The sequence below is a fragment of the Pseudomonas sp. PAMC 26793 genome, assembly GCF_000313235.1.
Lineage (GTDB): Bacteria > Pseudomonadota > Gammaproteobacteria > Pseudomonadales > Pseudomonadaceae > Aquipseudomonas > Aquipseudomonas yamanorum.
Genome location: NZ_AMXG01000023.1, coordinates 373,007 through 388,297 on the forward strand (window position 1 = coordinate 373,007; position 15,291 = coordinate 388,297).

The window sequence follows — 15,291 nt, forward strand, 5'->3', positions numbered from 1 at the left end:
CAAGGGCCTTCGGGCAGGATCGGTCAAACTAGGACGCTAACGCCGCAGGATGCACCCATGTCGACGAATCACCGCACCTCCCATCTTTTCGCCATTCCATTGATTGTCTTGCTGCTGGCCGCCGGCGGCTTTGGCTACTGGAAATCCACTCAGGACCGCCTGCCCGAAGGCTTGAGCATGGGCAATGGCCGGCTGGAATCGACCGAAGTGCAGATCGCCGCCAAGATCCCCGGGCGCCTCGCCGAAGTGCGGGTGGACGAAGGCGACAAGGTGCTCAAGGGCCAACTGCTGGCACGCATGGACACCCGCACCCTGGAAGCCCAACGCGCCCAAGCCGAAGCCGAAGTGCTGCGGGCCAGGGAAAATTTCGCCGCCGCCCAAGCCAATGTGCAACTGCGCCAGAGCGAACAACTGCTGGCCAGCCAGGAACTCAGGCGCACCCAGGAACTGTACAAGCGCGGCTTCGCCAGCGGCCAGTTGATCGACCAGCAGCAAGCCCGACAGAACAACGGCAACGCTGCCGTGGTCGCCGCCCAAGCCCAGGTCAACTCGGTAAAGGCCGCCATTGGCGCCGCCCAGGCCCAGGTCGCGCAGCTCACCAGCGAAATCGAAGACAGCAGCCTGCGGGCGCCCATCGACGGCATCATCCAGCTGCGCCTGGCCGAACCCGGCGAAGTGCTCGGTGCCGGTGGCCGCGTGTTGCTGCTGATCGATCCCAACGACCAATACATGAACCTGTATCTGCCCGCTTCAGTCACAGGCGCTTTGACCGTGGGCAGCGACGCGCGGATCGTCCTCGACGCCCTGCCGAAGCAACCGCTGCCGGCGAAAATCAGTTTTGTCGCGGCCAAGTCGCAGTTCACCCCCAAGGAAGTGGAAACCCGCGACGAGCGCCAGAAGCTGGTGTTCCGGGTCAAACTGCGCCTGACCCAACCGAGCGCCGTGCCCCAAGCCAAACCGGGCATGCCCGGCGCCGGTTACGTGCGCACCGCTGACCTGGACTGGCCGGCCAACCTGCAATGAGCGGCCTGGCGCTGCACGCCACGGGCATCAACCACCGCTACGGCAAGCAGCAGGCGCTGATCGACATCGCCTTCAGCCTGCCCGCTGGCACCCGCTGCGGCCTGATCGGCCCGGACGGCGCCGGCAAGTCGAGTTTGCTGGGCTTGATTGCCGGGGTTAAAAAGCTTCAGGAAGGTCAACTGGACGTGCTCGGCGGTTCCATCGAAGACCGCCGCCATCGCAACAGCCTGTACCCGCGCATCGCCTTCATGCCCCAAGGCCTGGGCGGCAACCTGTACCCCGAGCTGTCCATCAGCGAGAACATCCGCTTCTTCGCCACACTGTTCGGCCTGTCGAAAGCCGATTGCGACCAGCGCATGCACAACCTGCTGCTGGCCACCGACCTCGCGCGCTTTGCCGAGCGCCCCGCCGGCAAACTCTCCGGCGGCATGAAACAGAAACTCGGCCTGTGCTGCGCACTGATCCACGACCCGGATTTGTTGATCCTCGACGAACCCACCACCGGCGTCGACCCCCTGTCCCGTCGGCGCTTCTGGGAACTGGTGGAAACCGTACGCAGTGAACGCCCGCAACTGACACTGCTGGTGGCCACGGCCTACATGGAGGAAGCCGAGCAGTTCGAACACTGCCTGATGCTCGACCGCGGCAAGCTGATCGCCGACGGCCTGAGCAGTGAACTGGCCGCTGCGACACCCAGCGGCAAACTGGACGAGGCCTTCACCCATTTCCAGGGCGACAGCGCCCATAACAACGAACCGTTAGTGATTCCGCCACGGGAAAGCGGTAACACCGACATCGCCATCGAAGCCCACGACCTGACACTGCGCTTCGGCGATTTCACGGCGGTGGACAAAGTCAGCTTCGCCATTGGCCGGGGCGAGATCTTTGGCTTCCTCGGCTCCAACGGCTGCGGCAAGACCACCACCATGAAAGTCCTCACCGGCCTGATGCCGGCCACCGAGGGTACCGCCACGCTGCTCGGCAACCCGGTCAACGCCAAGGACCTGGCCACCCGCAAGCGCGTGGGTTTCATGTCGCAAAGCTTCTCGCTGTACGGCGAGCTCAGCGTGCGCCAGAACCTGGTGTTGCATGCGCAGTTGTTCGACCTGCCCAAGGCCGAAAGCGGCCAGCGCATCGATGAGTTGATCAAGCGTTTTGACCTGGGGGACGTTGCCGAACAGCCTTCCGGCGAATTGCCCCTGGGTTTACGCCAGCGCTTGTCCCTGGCGGTGGCGGTGCTGCACCGCCCGGAAGTGCTGATCCTCGATGAGCCGACCTCGGGCGTCGACCCGGCCGCGCGGGATGACTTCTGGCGGCTGCTGATCGAACTGTCCCGGGAACAGGGCGTGACGATCTTCCTGTCCACCCACTTCATGAACGAAGCCCAGCGCTGCGACCGCATCTCGCTGATGCACGCGGGCAAGGTGCTGGCCTGCGACACGCCGGACGCGCTGCAACAGCAGTTCCACGGCGAAACCCTGGAAGCAGCGTTCGTCACCTGCCTGGAACAGGCCCAAGGCGCGCCCGAAGCGGCCACCGCGCCCTCCGAAACCGTCAGCGAACCCATGGCCCCACCCGTCAGCAAACGCGGGTTCAGCGTCGCCCGCCTGTTGGCCGTGGCCAGCCGCGAAGGCAAGGAACTGCTGCGGGACAAAGTGCGCATGGCCTTCGCCCTGTTGGGGGCGATTTTCATGATGGTGATCTTCGGCTACGGCATTTCCCTGGACGTGGAGAAACTCGCCTTCGCCGTCTACGACCAGGATCAGACGCCGCAAAGCCGGGCCTACTTGGAAGCCTTTCGCAGTTCGCGCTATTTCGCCGAACAGTCGCCGATCACTGACTCCAACGAACTGCACAAACGCCTGCAGCGCTCGGAGATCAAACTGGCGCTGGAGATTCCGCCAGGATTCGGCCGCGATCTCTACGCCGGCCGCCAACCCGCCGTGGCCGCCTGGCTCGATGGCGGCATGCCGTTCCGTGCGGAAACCAGCCGCAATTATGTCGAGGCCGTGCACCAGGCCAACCTCCAACAACTGGCCGAACTGAACAGCACACCACTGAATCAGCAAGCGGCCGCCAAACTGGAAACCCGCTTTCGCTACAACCAGGACGTGGTCAGCGTGAACGCCATCGGCCCGGGCGTGATGGCGCTGATCCTCGCCTTCATCCCGGCGATGCTTACCGCCCTGGGGATCGTGCGTGAAAAAGAACTAGGCTCGATCACCAACTTCTACGCCACGCCGCTGACCCGCCTGGAATTCCTGCTGGGCAAGCAGGCGCCGTATCTGGCCGTGAGCCTGGTCAACCTGGGGTTGCTGGTGGCGATGAACCGCTGGCTGTTCGGCGTGCCGTTCAAGGGCAGCGGTGTGACCCTGGCCTTCGGCGGCCTGTTGTATGTGCTGGCCACCACCAGCATGGGCCTGCTGATTTCCGCATTCACCCGCACCCAGATCGCGGCGATCCTCGGCACCATGATCATCACCAGCCTGCCGACCATCCAGTTCTCCGGACTGATCGTGCCGCGCTCGTCCCTGGAAGGCGCCGCCGCGTTGATGGGCATGCTGTTCCCGGCGGGCTACTTCCTCGACATTGCGGTGGGCACCTTTACCAAGGCCCTCGACCTGCGCCAGTTGTGGCCGCAGTGCCTGGCGCTGTTCGGGTTCTTCCTGGGGTTCACCGGGCTTAGCCTGATCATGCTCAAGAAGCAGGAGGCCTGATGCACAAGTTCGCCCATATCCTGCGCCTCGGCATCAAGGAACTGACCAGCCTGCGCCACGACAGCGTGTTGCTGCTGTTCCTGTTCTACGCCTTCACCGTCGCCATCTATATGCCCGCCGCCGGTTCGGTGATCGGCGTGCACAACGCCAGCGTGGCCTTTGTGGATGAAGACCACAGCGCGCTGTCCCGGCAACTGGCCGAAGCCCTGCAACCGCCGGAGTTCCAGGCGGCGGTGCCATTGCCCTATGACCAGTTGGACAAGGTGATGGACAGCGGCCAGTACACCTTCGTGATCAACGTGCCAGCGAACTTCCAGGCCGACCTGTTGGCCGGGCGCCAGCCGGGGGTGCAGGTCAACGTCGATGCCACGGCCATGAGCCAGGCATTCATGGGCGCCGGGTATATCGGGCGGATTTTCCAGCGGGAATTGCTGACCTATGGCGGCCAGGCTGATGCCGCCCAAAAGGCCCCTGCGCTGCTGACCACCCGGGCGTTGTTCAACACCAACCTGGAAGGCGGCTGGTTTCTGGCGGTGATTCAGATCGTCAACAACATCACCATTCTCGCCATCGTGCTGACCGGCACCGCGCTGCTGCGTGAGCGGGAACACGGCACCCTCGACCATCTGCTGGTGCTGCCACTGACGGCACTGGAAATCATGCTGGCGAAAATCTGGAGCAACATGCTGGTGGTGGTGCTGTGCACTTGGCTGTCGCTGGAAGTGGTGGTGAAAGGTCTGCTCGGTGTGCCGCTGGCCGGGTCGCTGACTTTGTTCTTGCTGGTGACGGCGCTTTACCTGTTTGCCAGTACTGCACTCGGCATCTTTCTCGCCACCCTCGCCCGCTCGACACCGCAGTTCGGCCTGCTGGCAATCCCGGTGATTATCCCGATGCTGCTGTTGTCCGGGGGCAGCACGCCACTGGACAGCATGCCGCAGTGGTTGCAGTGGGTGATGCAGGGCTCGCCGTCGACGCACTTTGTGAGCCTGAGTGCGGCGATTCTGTTCCGGGATGCCGGCGTGAGCGTGGTGTGGCCGGACTTGTTGGCGCTGGCGGGGATCGGGTTGTTGTTCTTTGCGGTGGCGTTGGCGCGGTTCAGGAAGAGCCTGGCTTCCTGAGGTGCCTGTCAGGGCCTCTTCGCGAGCAAGCCCGCTCCCACATTCAACCGCATTCTCATGTTAGAACTCGGTCAAGTGTGGGAGCGGGCTTGCTCGCGAAGGGCGCGAAGCGACCGGCTTACTGGATGATCAGGTTGTTGAACAACAGATCCTCAACCTGCGGCTTGCCGGTCTCGTCGTTCATTACTTGCTGGGTCTGCTTCAGGGCTTCCTGGCGCAGCTTTTCCTTGCCGTCGACGCTGCTCATAGCGTCGCTGGTTTGCTGAGTAAACAGCGCCACCAACTGGTTGCGAATCAACGCATCGTTGGCTTTGACGGCGGCCGCCGCCTCGGGGCCGGTGACACGCAGGGCGATATCCGCCTTGAATACCTTCAGCTTCGCGGTGCCATCCAGGCCGTAGTTACCGACGAACGGCGGGTTCAGGCTGATATAGCTGACCTTCGGCGCTTCGCCTTCTTTGGCTTCTTCGGCCAGGGCTGCCGTCGGCAGTGTCAGGGCCAGCATCAACAGGATCCACGCTTTCACAATTCATTCCTCAATTCGGTTGCCCAGTAGCATAACGCTAGCAGCCCTGAGCACAAGCTTATGGCGACTTATCAGGCCGGGGCATGCTCGTTGACCCGTCGCCCTGCCCACCTACACTTATCGGCCAACACGCCAAAAGGAATAGTCCGATGAAAGCTGTGCTGTGCAAAGCCTTCGGCCCCGCCGAAACCCTGGTGCTGGAAGACGTCGAAAGCCCGGCGATCAAGAAGAACGAAATCCTGTTGGACGTGCATGCCGCCGGGGTCAATTTCCCGGACACCCTGATCATCGAGGGTAAATACCAGTTCAAGCCGCCCTTCCCGTTTTCGCCGGGCGGTGAAGCGGCGGGCGTGGTCAGCGAAGTCGGTGAGAACGTCAGCCACCTGAAGGTCGGTGACCGGGTGATGGCGTTGACCGGCTGGGGCAGCTTCGCCGAGCAGGTCGCCGTGCCGGGCTACAACGTACTGCCGATCCCGCCGAGCATGGACTTCAACACCGCCGCTGCGTTCAGCATGACCTACGGCACATCGATGCATGCACTGAAGCAACGGGCCAACCTGCAGCCTGGGGAAACCTTGTTGGTGCTCGGCGCTTCCGGCGGTGTCGGCCTGGCCGCAGTGGAGATCGGCAAGGCCATGGGCGCCCGGGTGATCGCCGCTGCCAGCAGCGCCGACAAGCTTGCCGTGGCCAAGGCGGCCGGTGCCGATGAGTTGATCAACTACAGCGAAGCCAGCCTCAAGGACGAAATCAAACGCCTGACCGGCGGCAACGGTGTGGATGTGATCTACGATCCGGTAGGCGGCGACCTGTTCGACCAGGCCATCCGCGGCATCGCCTGGAATGGCCGGTTGCTGGTGGTGGGTTTTGCCAGCGGGCGCATTCCGGAATTGCCGGTGAACCTGGCGCTGCTCAAGGGCGCGGCGGTGGTCGGGGTGTTCTGGGGCTCGTTTGCCCAGCGCCAGCCGCAGGACAATGCCGCCAACTTCCAGCAACTGTTCGGCTGGTTTGCCGAAGGCAAGCTGAAGCCGTTGGTGTCCCAGGTGTACCCGCTGGAGCAGGCCGCGCAGGCGATTAATGACCTCGGCCAGCGTAAGGCTGTCGGCAAGGTCGTGGTGCAGCTACGCTGACGATTGTTTCATTTTGTCCGCGAGGTGCCTGGGCCCATGATCGGCCGAGGCACTCATTCATTGGCAGGAAGAAAAATGGTCACACGGCTGCGCGCGCTGTTTCTGGGGGTCTTGATGGTGGTATCGACCCAAGCCCTCGCCCATAAAGAAGACAAGGATGTACGAGGGCTGAGCAATGTGACGGTGCTGATCGTGCGCCACGCGGAAAAACCCGATGAAGGCCCGTTGCTAAGCCCCAAAGGCGAACAAAGGGCGGCAGCCTATGCCAGCTATTTCGACCCGCTGCTGTTGAACGGCATCTCCGTGGTGCCCCAGCGGCTGATCGCTACCAGCGACAGCAAGGACAGCTCCCGCCCTCGCCTGACCCTGACACCGCTGGCCCAGCGTCTGCAGCTCCCGCTTGAAACGCCCTACTCCGACGATCAAGTCGGCAAGCTGGTGAAGTCCCTGCGCAAGTCCAACCAAGCCCAGACCGTATTGATCGCCTGGCACCACGGGCATATCGACAAGCTGATCGAAGCCTTTGGCGGTGACGGCCCGGCGCTCACCGGCATGAAGAAATGGCCGGAAAATGTGTATGACTGGCTGATCGTGTTGCGCTTCGACGAACAGGGCCAACTGGTGGAGTCCCGCAGCCAGAAAGTCCAGGAACACCTGCTTCCGGGCGATATCGCAGCTACCATCCCCTGATCATTGGTCCAGTCCCTGTGCTTGCCACAGGGATTGGGCTCACCCCGATACATTTAGAAACATCCCCTCCCTGAACGCGCCCCTCACTTGTCCCTGAGCGACATGTTCGTAAAAGAACATGCAATTGCACTCAATTCCTATGCCCGCAGATAAGAGGCGGTGCTATTTTCGGTAACGAAACTGTAACATTCGCATCCGCAGTCAAAACAAGAAATTTGGAGCTCTTGAATGTTTGCTTTCTTCCGCCCTGCCGCACACCAGGCGCCCCTGCCTGAGGAAAAAATAGACAGCACGTATCGACGCCTGCGCTGGCAGATCTTCGCCGGTATTTTCTTCGGTTACGCCGGGTACTACCTGCTGCGCAAGAACTTCTCCCTGGCCATGCCGTACCTGATCGACGAGGGTTACACCCGTGGCCAGCTGGGCCTGGCGATGTCGGCGATTGCAATTGCCTACGGCCTGTCCAAGTTCCTCATGGGCCTGGTGTCCGACCGCTCCAACCCGCGCTACTTCCTGCCTTTCGGCCTGCTGGTGTCCGCCGGGGTAATGTTCATTTTCGGTTTCGCACCTTGGGCCACGTCCAGCGTGACCATGATGTTCATTTTGCTGTTCATCAACGGTTGGGCCCAGGGCATGGGCTGGCCGCCAAGTGGGCGGACCATGGTGCACTGGTGGTCGCAGAAGGAACGCGGCGGCGTGGTTTCCGTATGGAACGTGGCGCATAACGTCGGTGGCGGCTTGATCGGCCCGCTGTTCCTGCTGGGCATGGCCTGGTTCAACGACTGGCACGCGGCGTTCTACGTCCCGGCCACCGTGGCCCTGCTGGTGGCGGCATTTGCCTTCATCACCATGCGCGACACCCCGCAATCGGTGGGCCTGCCGCCAATCGAGCAGTACAAGAACGATTACCCGGAAGGCTACGACGCCAGCCACGAAGACGAATTCAGCGCCAAGGAAATCTTCGTCAAGTACGTGCTGCGCAACAAAATGCTGTGGTACATCGCCTTCGCCAACGTCTTCGTCTACCTGCTGCGCTACGGCGTGCTGGACTGGGCACCGACGTACCTCAAGGAAGCCAAGCACTTCGACGTGGATAAAACCTCGTGGGCGTACTTCTTCTACGAGTGGGCAGGCATTCCGGGCACGCTGCTGTGCGGCTGGATGTCGGACAAGATCTTCCGTGGCAACCGTGGCCTGACTGGCATTGTGTTCATGGGCTTGGTCACGGTCGCGACCCTGGTTTACTGGCTCAACCCGCCGGGCAACCCGATGATCGACATGATCGCGCTGTTCTCCATCGGCTTCCTGATCTACGGCCCGGTGATGCTGATCGGCCTGCAGGCGCTGGAACTGGCACCGAAGAAAGCCGCCGGCACTGCCGCGGGCTTTACGGGCCTGTTCGGTTACCTGGGTGGTTCAGTGGCAGCGAGTGCGGCCATGGGCTACACCGTTGACCATTTCGGTTGGGACGGTGGTTTCGTGCTGCTGATCGGCGCGTGCCTGCTGGCAATCGCGTTCCTGATCCCCACCTTGTGGCACACCAATAGCGTCAGTGCTGCCCGTTAATCGTCGGCACAGCCTTTGGAACACCGCTTGAGCCGCGCCTCCAGATTCTTGTCTGGCATGGCGTGGCTACGCAGGGCGTTGACGGTCTGCTCGACATAATCGCGCGTAGTGCCGTAACGCCCGCAAGCGCTTTGCAACACGTGATTCAGCACGATATCAGGCAAATTCCCGGCATAGCTGGGCAGGTGCCGTTCCAGGACAAATCCCAATGCCTGCACCTGACTGCCATCTTCCAGACGACAGCTGAGCCAGTGTGGCCGGTAGGACGGGTAAGGCATCTCGCGCTGCCACAGGGCATAAAGCGAGGCCTCCAGTTGATCTTCCGGCAAGCGGTAGGCAAACCCGCTGCACGAACCACCGCGATCCAGGCCAAACACCAACCCCGGTGTTTCCGGCGTGCCCCGGTGCTCATGGGACCACAGGTACAAGCCGCGGTGATAACCATGGACCCGCGCCCGCATGCGTTGTGTCGACGAACATTCAGGCCGCCAGATCAGCGAGCCATAAGCGAATAGCCAGACCGGCCCCCCCTTATGCAGAGCCATGGTGGCTTGCATCGAGCTCATCAACTGTTCGTGAGTGAGTTGCGGCCCCAGATCGAGCCGCGGAGGGTAAGCCAATTGCAAAAGATCAGATTCAATGGCGGTCATGGCAAATCGCTTAGGTCTCCTTTGTTGTTACGAGAAGCTGTTACCAGTTGTAAGCAACTTTACCGTAATAGAACGCGCCGCTGTAACCGTACGGCGAAAAAGTGCTATAGGCCAAATTGCCACCACTGCTGGCGTAGGCATTGAGTTTTTCCGGGTACTTGTCGGTGACGTTGTCGCCGCCGACGGTGAAGGTCCAGTTCTTCAGCTTGTAGTCCGCCGACAGGTCCAACAGCCAGGCGGCCTTGAAACGCTGGTCGTTGGTCGGGTCAGCCTGGTAGCTGGTGAATGAACCATAGCGCACCAAGTTGCTGTGCAACGCCCAGTTGCCGAAGCTCAGGTCGTTGCCCAGGCTCAACTTGTGCTGGGGTGTGGTGTCGCCCAACAGGCCGATGCGTTCGCGACGATCCACCCGGACCAGGCTCGCACCCAGGCTATCCAGTACAGACGGGTTGGCTTTTACGTCGGTGACCTTGGTGTGGTTGTAGTTGTAGCCCACGGTGCTGTTCCAGCGCACACCGTTATCCAGCTGGTAGCGATAGTTGGCCACCAGGTCGACGCCATTGGTGGTGGTGTCGGTGGCGTTGGTGAAGTAACGCACGGTGGTGTAGTTGATGTTGCCGACGCCGTTGGCCTGCAGATACGCGAGCGCAGCCGGGTTCTTACTCAGGTCCAGGTTGGAAGACAAGCTGATGCGGTCGCTGATGTCGATACGGTAGACGTCGGCGGTCACGGTCAGGTTGTCGGTCGGCTCCAGCACCAGGCCGAGGCTGTAGTTACGGGACTTCTCGGCTTTCAGGTCCTGCGCACCGAGCAGGCGCGCCACCTGGCTGTTGGCCGGGAACGTACCGGCTTCCTGGATGGTGTTGCCGATCAGCTGCGACGAGGTGTAGGCGAAGTTCTGCTGCGCCAGGGACGGCGCGCGGAAGCCGTTGGAAACACTACCGCGCAACGCAACTTGCGGGGTGAAGTCGTAGCGGGCCGAGAGCGAGCCGCTGACGTTGGAGCCAAAATCACTGTAGTCCTCATGACGCACGGCGGCGGAGGCGCTGAGTTTTTCGGTGAAGTTGGTTTCCAGGTCCAGATACTGGGCCCAGTTGTGGCGCGTGCTGGTGCCGGCGTCGGAATCACGGAAGCCACCCAGGCCCGAACTGCCGGTCTGGTAGTAGGACGCCGGGTCACCCGCCTTGATCTGGTAACCCTGGTCCAGGTACTCGCCACCGAACGCCACCGACACCGGATACGGCAACCAGCCCAGGCTGAATTCCCGCGACAGGTCGAGGCTGAGTTGTTTCTGGTCATTGACCAGGGTGCCGTTGTCGAACTTGCGCGGCGTCGCCAGGCCCAGCGAGGTGTTGATGGTTTCGGTACCGATCTGGTACTGGTTCTTGCCGTAGTTGACCGACACATCGTAGTGCCAGTCATAGGCCAACAGGCCGCGCAGACCGACCGCCAGGGACGTGTCTTCCACGTCGCCGCGAATCAGCGGCAGGTAACCGTTGGGGTTGAGCGCAGGAATGTTGTTGCTCGCGTTGCTGGCCCGGTAGAACGCCGCCGTCTCGCCGCGGGTCTTGCTGTAGCCGCCGAACGCGTAGAATTCGGCCGCTTCGCTGAAGGAATATTCCGAGTTGAGAAACAGCTTGCCCTGATCGGTAGCCGGTTCGCCCTGGCGGAATACCCGCTGGCCGTAGGTCGTCGAGCCGACGCTGCCCGGACGGAAATCCTTGCCGGCGCGGTTGGTGTAATCGTTGTCGGCGCCTTCGGCAGAGAGGTTGATAAAGCCGTTATCCCCCAGCGCCACACCCGTGTTGCCGCTGAGATTGCGCTGGATACCGTCGCCCTTCTTGTACTCACCGAACTTGCTGGTGATCGAGCCCCCGTGGTCGTCATGCTTGAGGATCACGTTGATCACCCCGGCAATCGCATCGGAGCCGTAACGGGCCGATGCGCCGTCACGCAACACTTCGATGTGGTCCACCGCCGACAACGGGATGGCATTCAAATCCGCCGGTGCCGAGCCGCGCCCCACTGCGCCGCCGAGGTTGACGAAGGCGCTGGTGTGGCGGCGCTTGCCATTGACCAGCACCAATACCTGGTCCGGCGAAAGGCCGCGCAGCTGGGCCGGGCGTACCAGTTCGGCGCCGTCTACCAGGCTGGGGCGTGGAAAGTTGATGGACGGAATCAAACGGGCAAGTACCGCGCCCAATTCATCCGAGCCGGTGCTGCGCAAGGTGTCGCCGGAAATCACATCGATGGGTGACAGTGAAGCACTGGCGGTGCGCTCTTGGGCGCGGGTGCCGGTCACGATGACTGTATCGAGTTTGGGTACATCGGCAGTGTCCGTTTCAGCGGCTGCCACTGGACTGAATCCCACAGCGGTCAGCAAATTAGCCGACAAAATCGCCGTGTACAGCAGGTGCTGCTTGTTGCTCCCCATACCGCTCCCCTTGGAATCAAAAGCCAGAACGTCAATGCTCTGAGCTCATACGATCGATCCGTGTGGCGGACGGTGGCGGTCATTTATTGGTTATTGGCAGAAAGTCGGTAGTCCGTTGTCATATAGCTTAATGATATTTATGTAACAAATTAAATACCTTTAAAGAATAAGCGAATGCATAAGCCCGGGCCGCTCCGCTCATCAGGATTGGCCGCCTCAATCCCTGTAGTTTCAGCGCAGGTTCAGCCTGGAGGCACGCTGAGCCTTCAAACTAGGCGCCTGTCACGACCCACTTAGCCGCCGACCGAACCGACTATCGAGGTCACACCATGAAATACCGACTTCCCAGCCTGTTGTTCCTGGCACAGGCCACCACCGCCCTGGCGGTGGAAGCGCCGCCTCAGGAAGAAAAAGGCTTCTGGTACGCCCAGACGAGCGTCTACACCCGGCATTTTTCGCCGGACAAGGACCATAACAACAATCAGGACCTGATCGGCCTGGAGCGCAATGAAGCGTCAGGCCTGGTGTATGGCGGGGCGACGTTTCGTAACTCGTTCAGCCAGCGTTCGTACTACGCCTATGCCGGCAAACGCTACGACATGACCGATTACCCGGTGTACTTGAAGCTGACGGGCGGCGTGATCCAGGGCTATCGCGGCAAGTACCGCGACAAGATTCCGCTGAATGGACTGGGAGTGGCGCCGGTAATCATCCCGTCCGTGGGTACTCACTACGGGCCGGTCGCCGCCGAGCTGGTGTTACTGGGGTTCAATGCGGCGATGGTGACGACAGGCGTTCGTTTCTGATTGAGCCGCTGAAGGGCTGCTGTGGCGAGGGAGCTTGCTCCCGCTGGGTCACGAAGCGGCCCCTGAAGTTCTTGCGGTCTTTGAGATAGAACCCAGCGACTGTTTTGGGGCTGCTGCGCAGCCCAGCGGGAGCAAGCTCCCTCGCCACACGTTACGGGCGGGGTGCGTAGGCAAACACATCGGCACGCATCTGGTGTACATCCATGCCGGCTTCGACCAGCGCATCCAGGGTGCCGTAGATCATCGCCGGTGAACCGCTGGCGTAGACGTGCACGGCCTTGAGGTCGCTGATGTCTTCGCACACCGCTTCATGCAGCAACCCGCAGCGCCCTTCCCAGCCGCACAGGTCGCTGACCACTTTGTGCAGGAACAGGTTGGGCAGTTGCAGCCACTGGTCCCAGTGCTCGATGTCGTAGAAGTCTTCCGGTCGACGTACACCCCAATACAGGTGCACCGGGTGCTTGAAACCACTGGCGCGGCAATGCTCGATCAGGCTGTGCATCTGCGCCATGCCGGTACCGGCGGCGATCAGCACCAGCGGCCCGTCGGGCAGTTCGGCCAGGTGGGTGTCGCCAAACGGCATCTCGATGCGGGCCATCTGGTTGCGCTGCAACTGCTCAAGCAGGCTGCGAGCACTGTCTTCCCGGGCCAGTACGTGCAGTTCCAGCTCGCGCCCGGCGTGGGGTGCGGAGGCTAGGGAGAACGCCGACTTCTCGCCGTTTTCCCGCTCGATCATCAGGTATTGCCCGGCGTGGTAACGCACAGCCTTGCCGGCCGGAGCCCGCAGGCGCACGCGCCACACGTCACCGCCCACTTCGACGCACTCACTCAGTTGGCAAGACAATTTGCGCACCGGCAATTCTCCCGGCGCCAGCACGCCATCCCACAACACAATGCAATCTTCCAGCGGTTCGGCAATACAGGTATAGAACTCGCCATGGTCACGCACCTCACCGGCTTGCTGCACCCGGCCTTCCACCAGCAGCGCTGCACACACATGGCACACACCATTGCGGCACGCCTGGGGGCAATCGTAGCCCAGGCGTCGCGCGCCTTCGAGAATCCGCTCGCCAGGCGTCAGTTCAAGTACCGCACCGGAAGGCTGCAGGGTTACACGCATCAATCTATTCCTAATTCTTTCCAGAGCGCATCCACACGGGCAGTGACCGCTTCGTCCTTGACGATCACACGGCCCCATTCGCGGGTGGTTTCACCCGGCCATTTATGGGTGGCATCCAGGCCCATTTTCGAGCCGAGGCCCGATACCGGCGAGGCAAAGTCGAGGTAGTCGATCGGCGTGTTATCGATCATCACCGTGTCGCGCTTGGGGTCCATGCGCGTGGTGATGGCCCAGATCACGTCGTTCCAGTCCCGGGCGTTGATGTCGTCGTCGGTGACAATAACGAACTTGGTGTACATGAACTGTCGCAAAAACGACCACACACCCAGCATTACCCGCTTGGCGTGGCCCGGGTACGACTTCTTCATCGTCACGATGGCCATGCGGTACGAGCAGCCTTCGGGCGGCAGGTAGAAGTCGGTGATTTCCGGAAACTGCTTTTGCAGGATCGGCACAAACACTTCGTTCAATGCCACGCCGAGGATCGCCGGCTCATCGGGCGGCCGGCCGGTGTAGGTGCTGTGGTAGATCGGCTTGATCCGGTGGGTGATGCGCTCGACGGTGAACACCGGGAAGCTGTCGACTTCGTTGTAGTAGCCAGTGTGGTCGCCGTAGGGGCCTTCATCAGCCATCTCGCCGGGGTGAATCACCCCTTCAAGGATGATTTCAGCGGTGGCCGGCACTTGCAGGTCATTGCCGCGGCACTTCACCAACTCGGTGCGGTTACCGCGCAACAGGCCGGCGAAAGCGTACTCGGACAGGCTGTCGGGTACTGGCGTGACGGCGCCGAGGATGGTCGCCGGGTCAGCGCCCAGGGCCACGGAAACAGGGAATGGCTTGCCGGGATGCTTTTCGCACCACTCACGGAAATCCAGTGCGCCGCCACGGTGGCTCAGCCAGCGCATGATGACCTTGTTGCGGCCAATCACTTGCTGACGGTAGATGCCGAGGTTCTGGCGATCTTTGTTCGGGCCTTTGGTGACGGTCAGGCCCCAGGTGATCAGCGGGCCTACATCGCCTGGCCAGCAGGTCTGAACGGGGAGCATGCCGAGGTCGACGTCATCGCCTTCGATGACCACTTCCTGGCAGACCGCGTCTTTCACGACCTTGGGGGCCATGGCGATGATCTTGCGGAAAATTGGCAGCTTCGACCAGGCGTCCTTCAAACCCTTGGGTGGCTCGGGTTCCTTGAGGAAGGCCAGCAGCTTGCCGATCTCGCGCAGTTCGCTGACGGACTCGGCGCCCATGCCGAACGCAACGCGGTCGGGGGTGCCGAACAGGTTGCCGAGCACCGGGATATCAAAGCCCACCGGGTTTTCGAACAGCAGCGCCGGGCCCTTGTTACGCAAGGTGCGGTCGCAAATCTCAGTCATCTCCAGGACCGGAGAAATCGGCACCTGAATACGTTTCAACTCTCCGCGCTGCTCAAGTTGCTGCACGAAATCCCGAAGATCCTTGAATTTCATTAACCATGCCACCCGTAAAATAGGCGTACATCCTACCTGCTCTTACGG

General features: G+C 61.7%; 12 protein-coding genes. 7 read left to right on the top strand and 5 right to left on the bottom strand.

Features of this window, described 5'->3' with window-relative positions; genetic code table 11:
* The first annotated feature begins 57 nt into the window (after nucleotides 1-57).
* From D109_RS0109110 to D109_RS0109120, 3 genes are read left to right on the top strand one after another with little or no spacing between them, the layout of a single operon-like run.
* The gene (locus D109_RS0109110; RefSeq protein WP_017476616.1) at nucleotides 58-1,023 is read left to right on the top strand and encodes an HlyD family secretion protein; all 966 of its coding nucleotides are present in this window, start codon (nucleotides 58-60) and stop codon (nucleotides 1,021-1,023) included.
* Nucleotides 1,020-3,740 (top strand): ribosome-associated ATPase/putative transporter RbbA, encoded by a 2,721-nt coding sequence (rbbA, locus tag D109_RS0109115; protein WP_017476617.1) that lies wholly within the window; start codon nucleotides 1,020-1,022, stop codon nucleotides 3,738-3,740. The genes D109_RS0109110 and rbbA overlap by 4 nt, the downstream gene beginning before the upstream one ends.
* A complete protein-coding gene (locus D109_RS0109120) occupies nucleotides 3,740-4,858 on the top strand; it encodes an ABC transporter permease (protein WP_017476618.1) in 1,119 nt (372 codons plus the stop codon). The genes rbbA and D109_RS0109120 overlap by 1 nt, the downstream gene beginning before the upstream one ends.
* A 118-nt stretch (nucleotides 4,859-4,976) precedes the next feature.
* On the opposite strand, the gene D109_RS0109125 is transcribed toward D109_RS0109120, so the two are convergent.
* Nucleotides 4,977-5,384: a flagellar basal body-associated protein FliL gene (locus D109_RS0109125; RefSeq protein ID WP_017476619.1), complete on the bottom strand. Its 408-nt coding sequence runs from the start codon at nucleotides 5,382-5,384 to the stop codon at nucleotides 4,977-4,979.
* A 149-nt stretch (nucleotides 5,385-5,533) separates the two neighbouring features.
* Between D109_RS0109125 and D109_RS0109130 the strand changes: the two genes are divergently transcribed.
* The 3 genes from D109_RS0109130 (at nucleotide 5,534) to glpT (ending at nucleotide 8,767) form a co-directional block, all read left to right on the top strand.
* A complete protein-coding gene (locus D109_RS0109130; protein ID WP_017476620.1) occupies nucleotides 5,534-6,511 on the top strand; it encodes an NADPH:quinone oxidoreductase family protein in 978 nt (325 codons plus the stop codon).
* A gap of 75 nt (nucleotides 6,512-6,586) precedes the next feature.
* Entirely contained in the window at nucleotides 6,587-7,201 is a 615-nt protein-coding gene (locus D109_RS0109135; RefSeq protein ID WP_017476621.1) for a flagellar basal body-associated protein FliL, read from the top strand.
* Nucleotides 7,202-7,429: 228 nt separating this feature from the next.
* Nucleotides 7,430-8,767 carry a glycerol-3-phosphate transporter gene (gene glpT / locus D109_RS0109140; protein ID WP_003213972.1) on the top strand — a complete coding sequence of 446 codons (1,338 nt, stop codon included), beginning with the start codon at nucleotides 7,430-7,432 and terminating at the stop codon, nucleotides 8,765-8,767.
* On the opposite strand, the gene D109_RS0109145 is transcribed toward glpT, so the two are convergent.
* Entirely contained in the window at nucleotides 8,764-9,417 is a 654-nt protein-coding gene (locus D109_RS0109145) for a gamma-glutamylcyclotransferase (protein ID WP_017476622.1), read from the bottom strand. The two genes, glpT and D109_RS0109145, sit on opposite strands and share 4 nt — an antisense overlap.
* Before the next feature lie 40 nt (nucleotides 9,418-9,457).
* Nucleotides 9,458-11,851: a TonB-dependent siderophore receptor gene (locus D109_RS0109150; RefSeq protein WP_017476623.1), complete on the bottom strand. Its 2,394-nt coding sequence runs from the start codon at nucleotides 11,849-11,851 to the stop codon at nucleotides 9,458-9,460.
* Nucleotides 11,852-12,180: 329 nt separating this feature from the next.
* Between D109_RS0109150 and D109_RS0109155 the strand changes: the two genes are divergently transcribed.
* Entirely contained in the window at nucleotides 12,181-12,657 is a 477-nt protein-coding gene (locus tag D109_RS0109155; RefSeq protein WP_017476624.1) for a hypothetical protein, read from the top strand.
* Nucleotides 12,658-12,808: 151 nt separating this feature from the next.
* On the opposite strand, the gene D109_RS0109160 is transcribed toward D109_RS0109155, so the two are convergent.
* Both D109_RS0109160 and ubiD read right to left on the bottom strand, forming a co-directional pair.
* Nucleotides 12,809-13,777: a CDP-6-deoxy-delta-3,4-glucoseen reductase gene (locus D109_RS0109160; RefSeq protein ID WP_017476625.1), complete on the bottom strand. Its 969-nt coding sequence runs from the start codon at nucleotides 13,775-13,777 to the stop codon at nucleotides 12,809-12,811.
* Nucleotides 13,777-15,243, bottom strand: coding sequence for a 4-hydroxy-3-polyprenylbenzoate decarboxylase (gene ubiD / locus D109_RS0109165; protein ID WP_017476626.1), 1,467 nt, complete (start codon nucleotides 15,241-15,243; stop codon nucleotides 13,777-13,779). The genes D109_RS0109160 and ubiD overlap by 1 nt, the downstream gene beginning before the upstream one ends.
* Nucleotides 15,244-15,291 lie beyond the last annotated feature (48 nt).

Coding starts and splice junctions, on each gene's coding strand:
- glpT (WP_003213972.1), top strand. CDS start 7,430: ATGTTTGCTTTCTTCCGCCCTGCCGCACACCAGGCGCCCCTGCCTGAG.
- D109_RS0109150 (WP_017476623.1), bottom strand. CDS start 11,851: ATGGGGAGCAACAAGCAGCACCTGCTGTACACGGCGATTTTGTCGGCT.
- D109_RS0109120 (WP_017476618.1), top strand. CDS start 3,740: ATGCACAAGTTCGCCCATATCCTGCGCCTCGGCATCAAGGAACTGACC.
- D109_RS0109160 (WP_017476625.1), bottom strand. CDS start 13,777: ATGCGTGTAACCCTGCAGCCTTCCGGTGCGGTACTTGAACTGACGCCT.
- D109_RS0109110 (WP_017476616.1), top strand. CDS start 58: ATGTCGACGAATCACCGCACCTCCCATCTTTTCGCCATTCCATTGATT.
- D109_RS0109155 (WP_017476624.1), top strand. CDS start 12,181: ATGAAATACCGACTTCCCAGCCTGTTGTTCCTGGCACAGGCCACCACC.
- D109_RS0109145 (WP_017476622.1), bottom strand. CDS start 9,417: ATGACCGCCATTGAATCTGATCTTTTGCAATTGGCTTACCCTCCGCGG.
- D109_RS0109135 (WP_017476621.1), top strand. CDS start 6,587: ATGGTCACACGGCTGCGCGCGCTGTTTCTGGGGGTCTTGATGGTGGTA.
- ubiD (WP_017476626.1), bottom strand. CDS start 15,243: ATGAAATTCAAGGATCTTCGGGATTTCGTGCAGCAACTTGAGCAGCGC.
- D109_RS0109130 (WP_017476620.1), top strand. CDS start 5,534: ATGAAAGCTGTGCTGTGCAAAGCCTTCGGCCCCGCCGAAACCCTGGTG.
- rbbA (WP_017476617.1), top strand. CDS start 1,020: ATGAGCGGCCTGGCGCTGCACGCCACGGGCATCAACCACCGCTACGGC.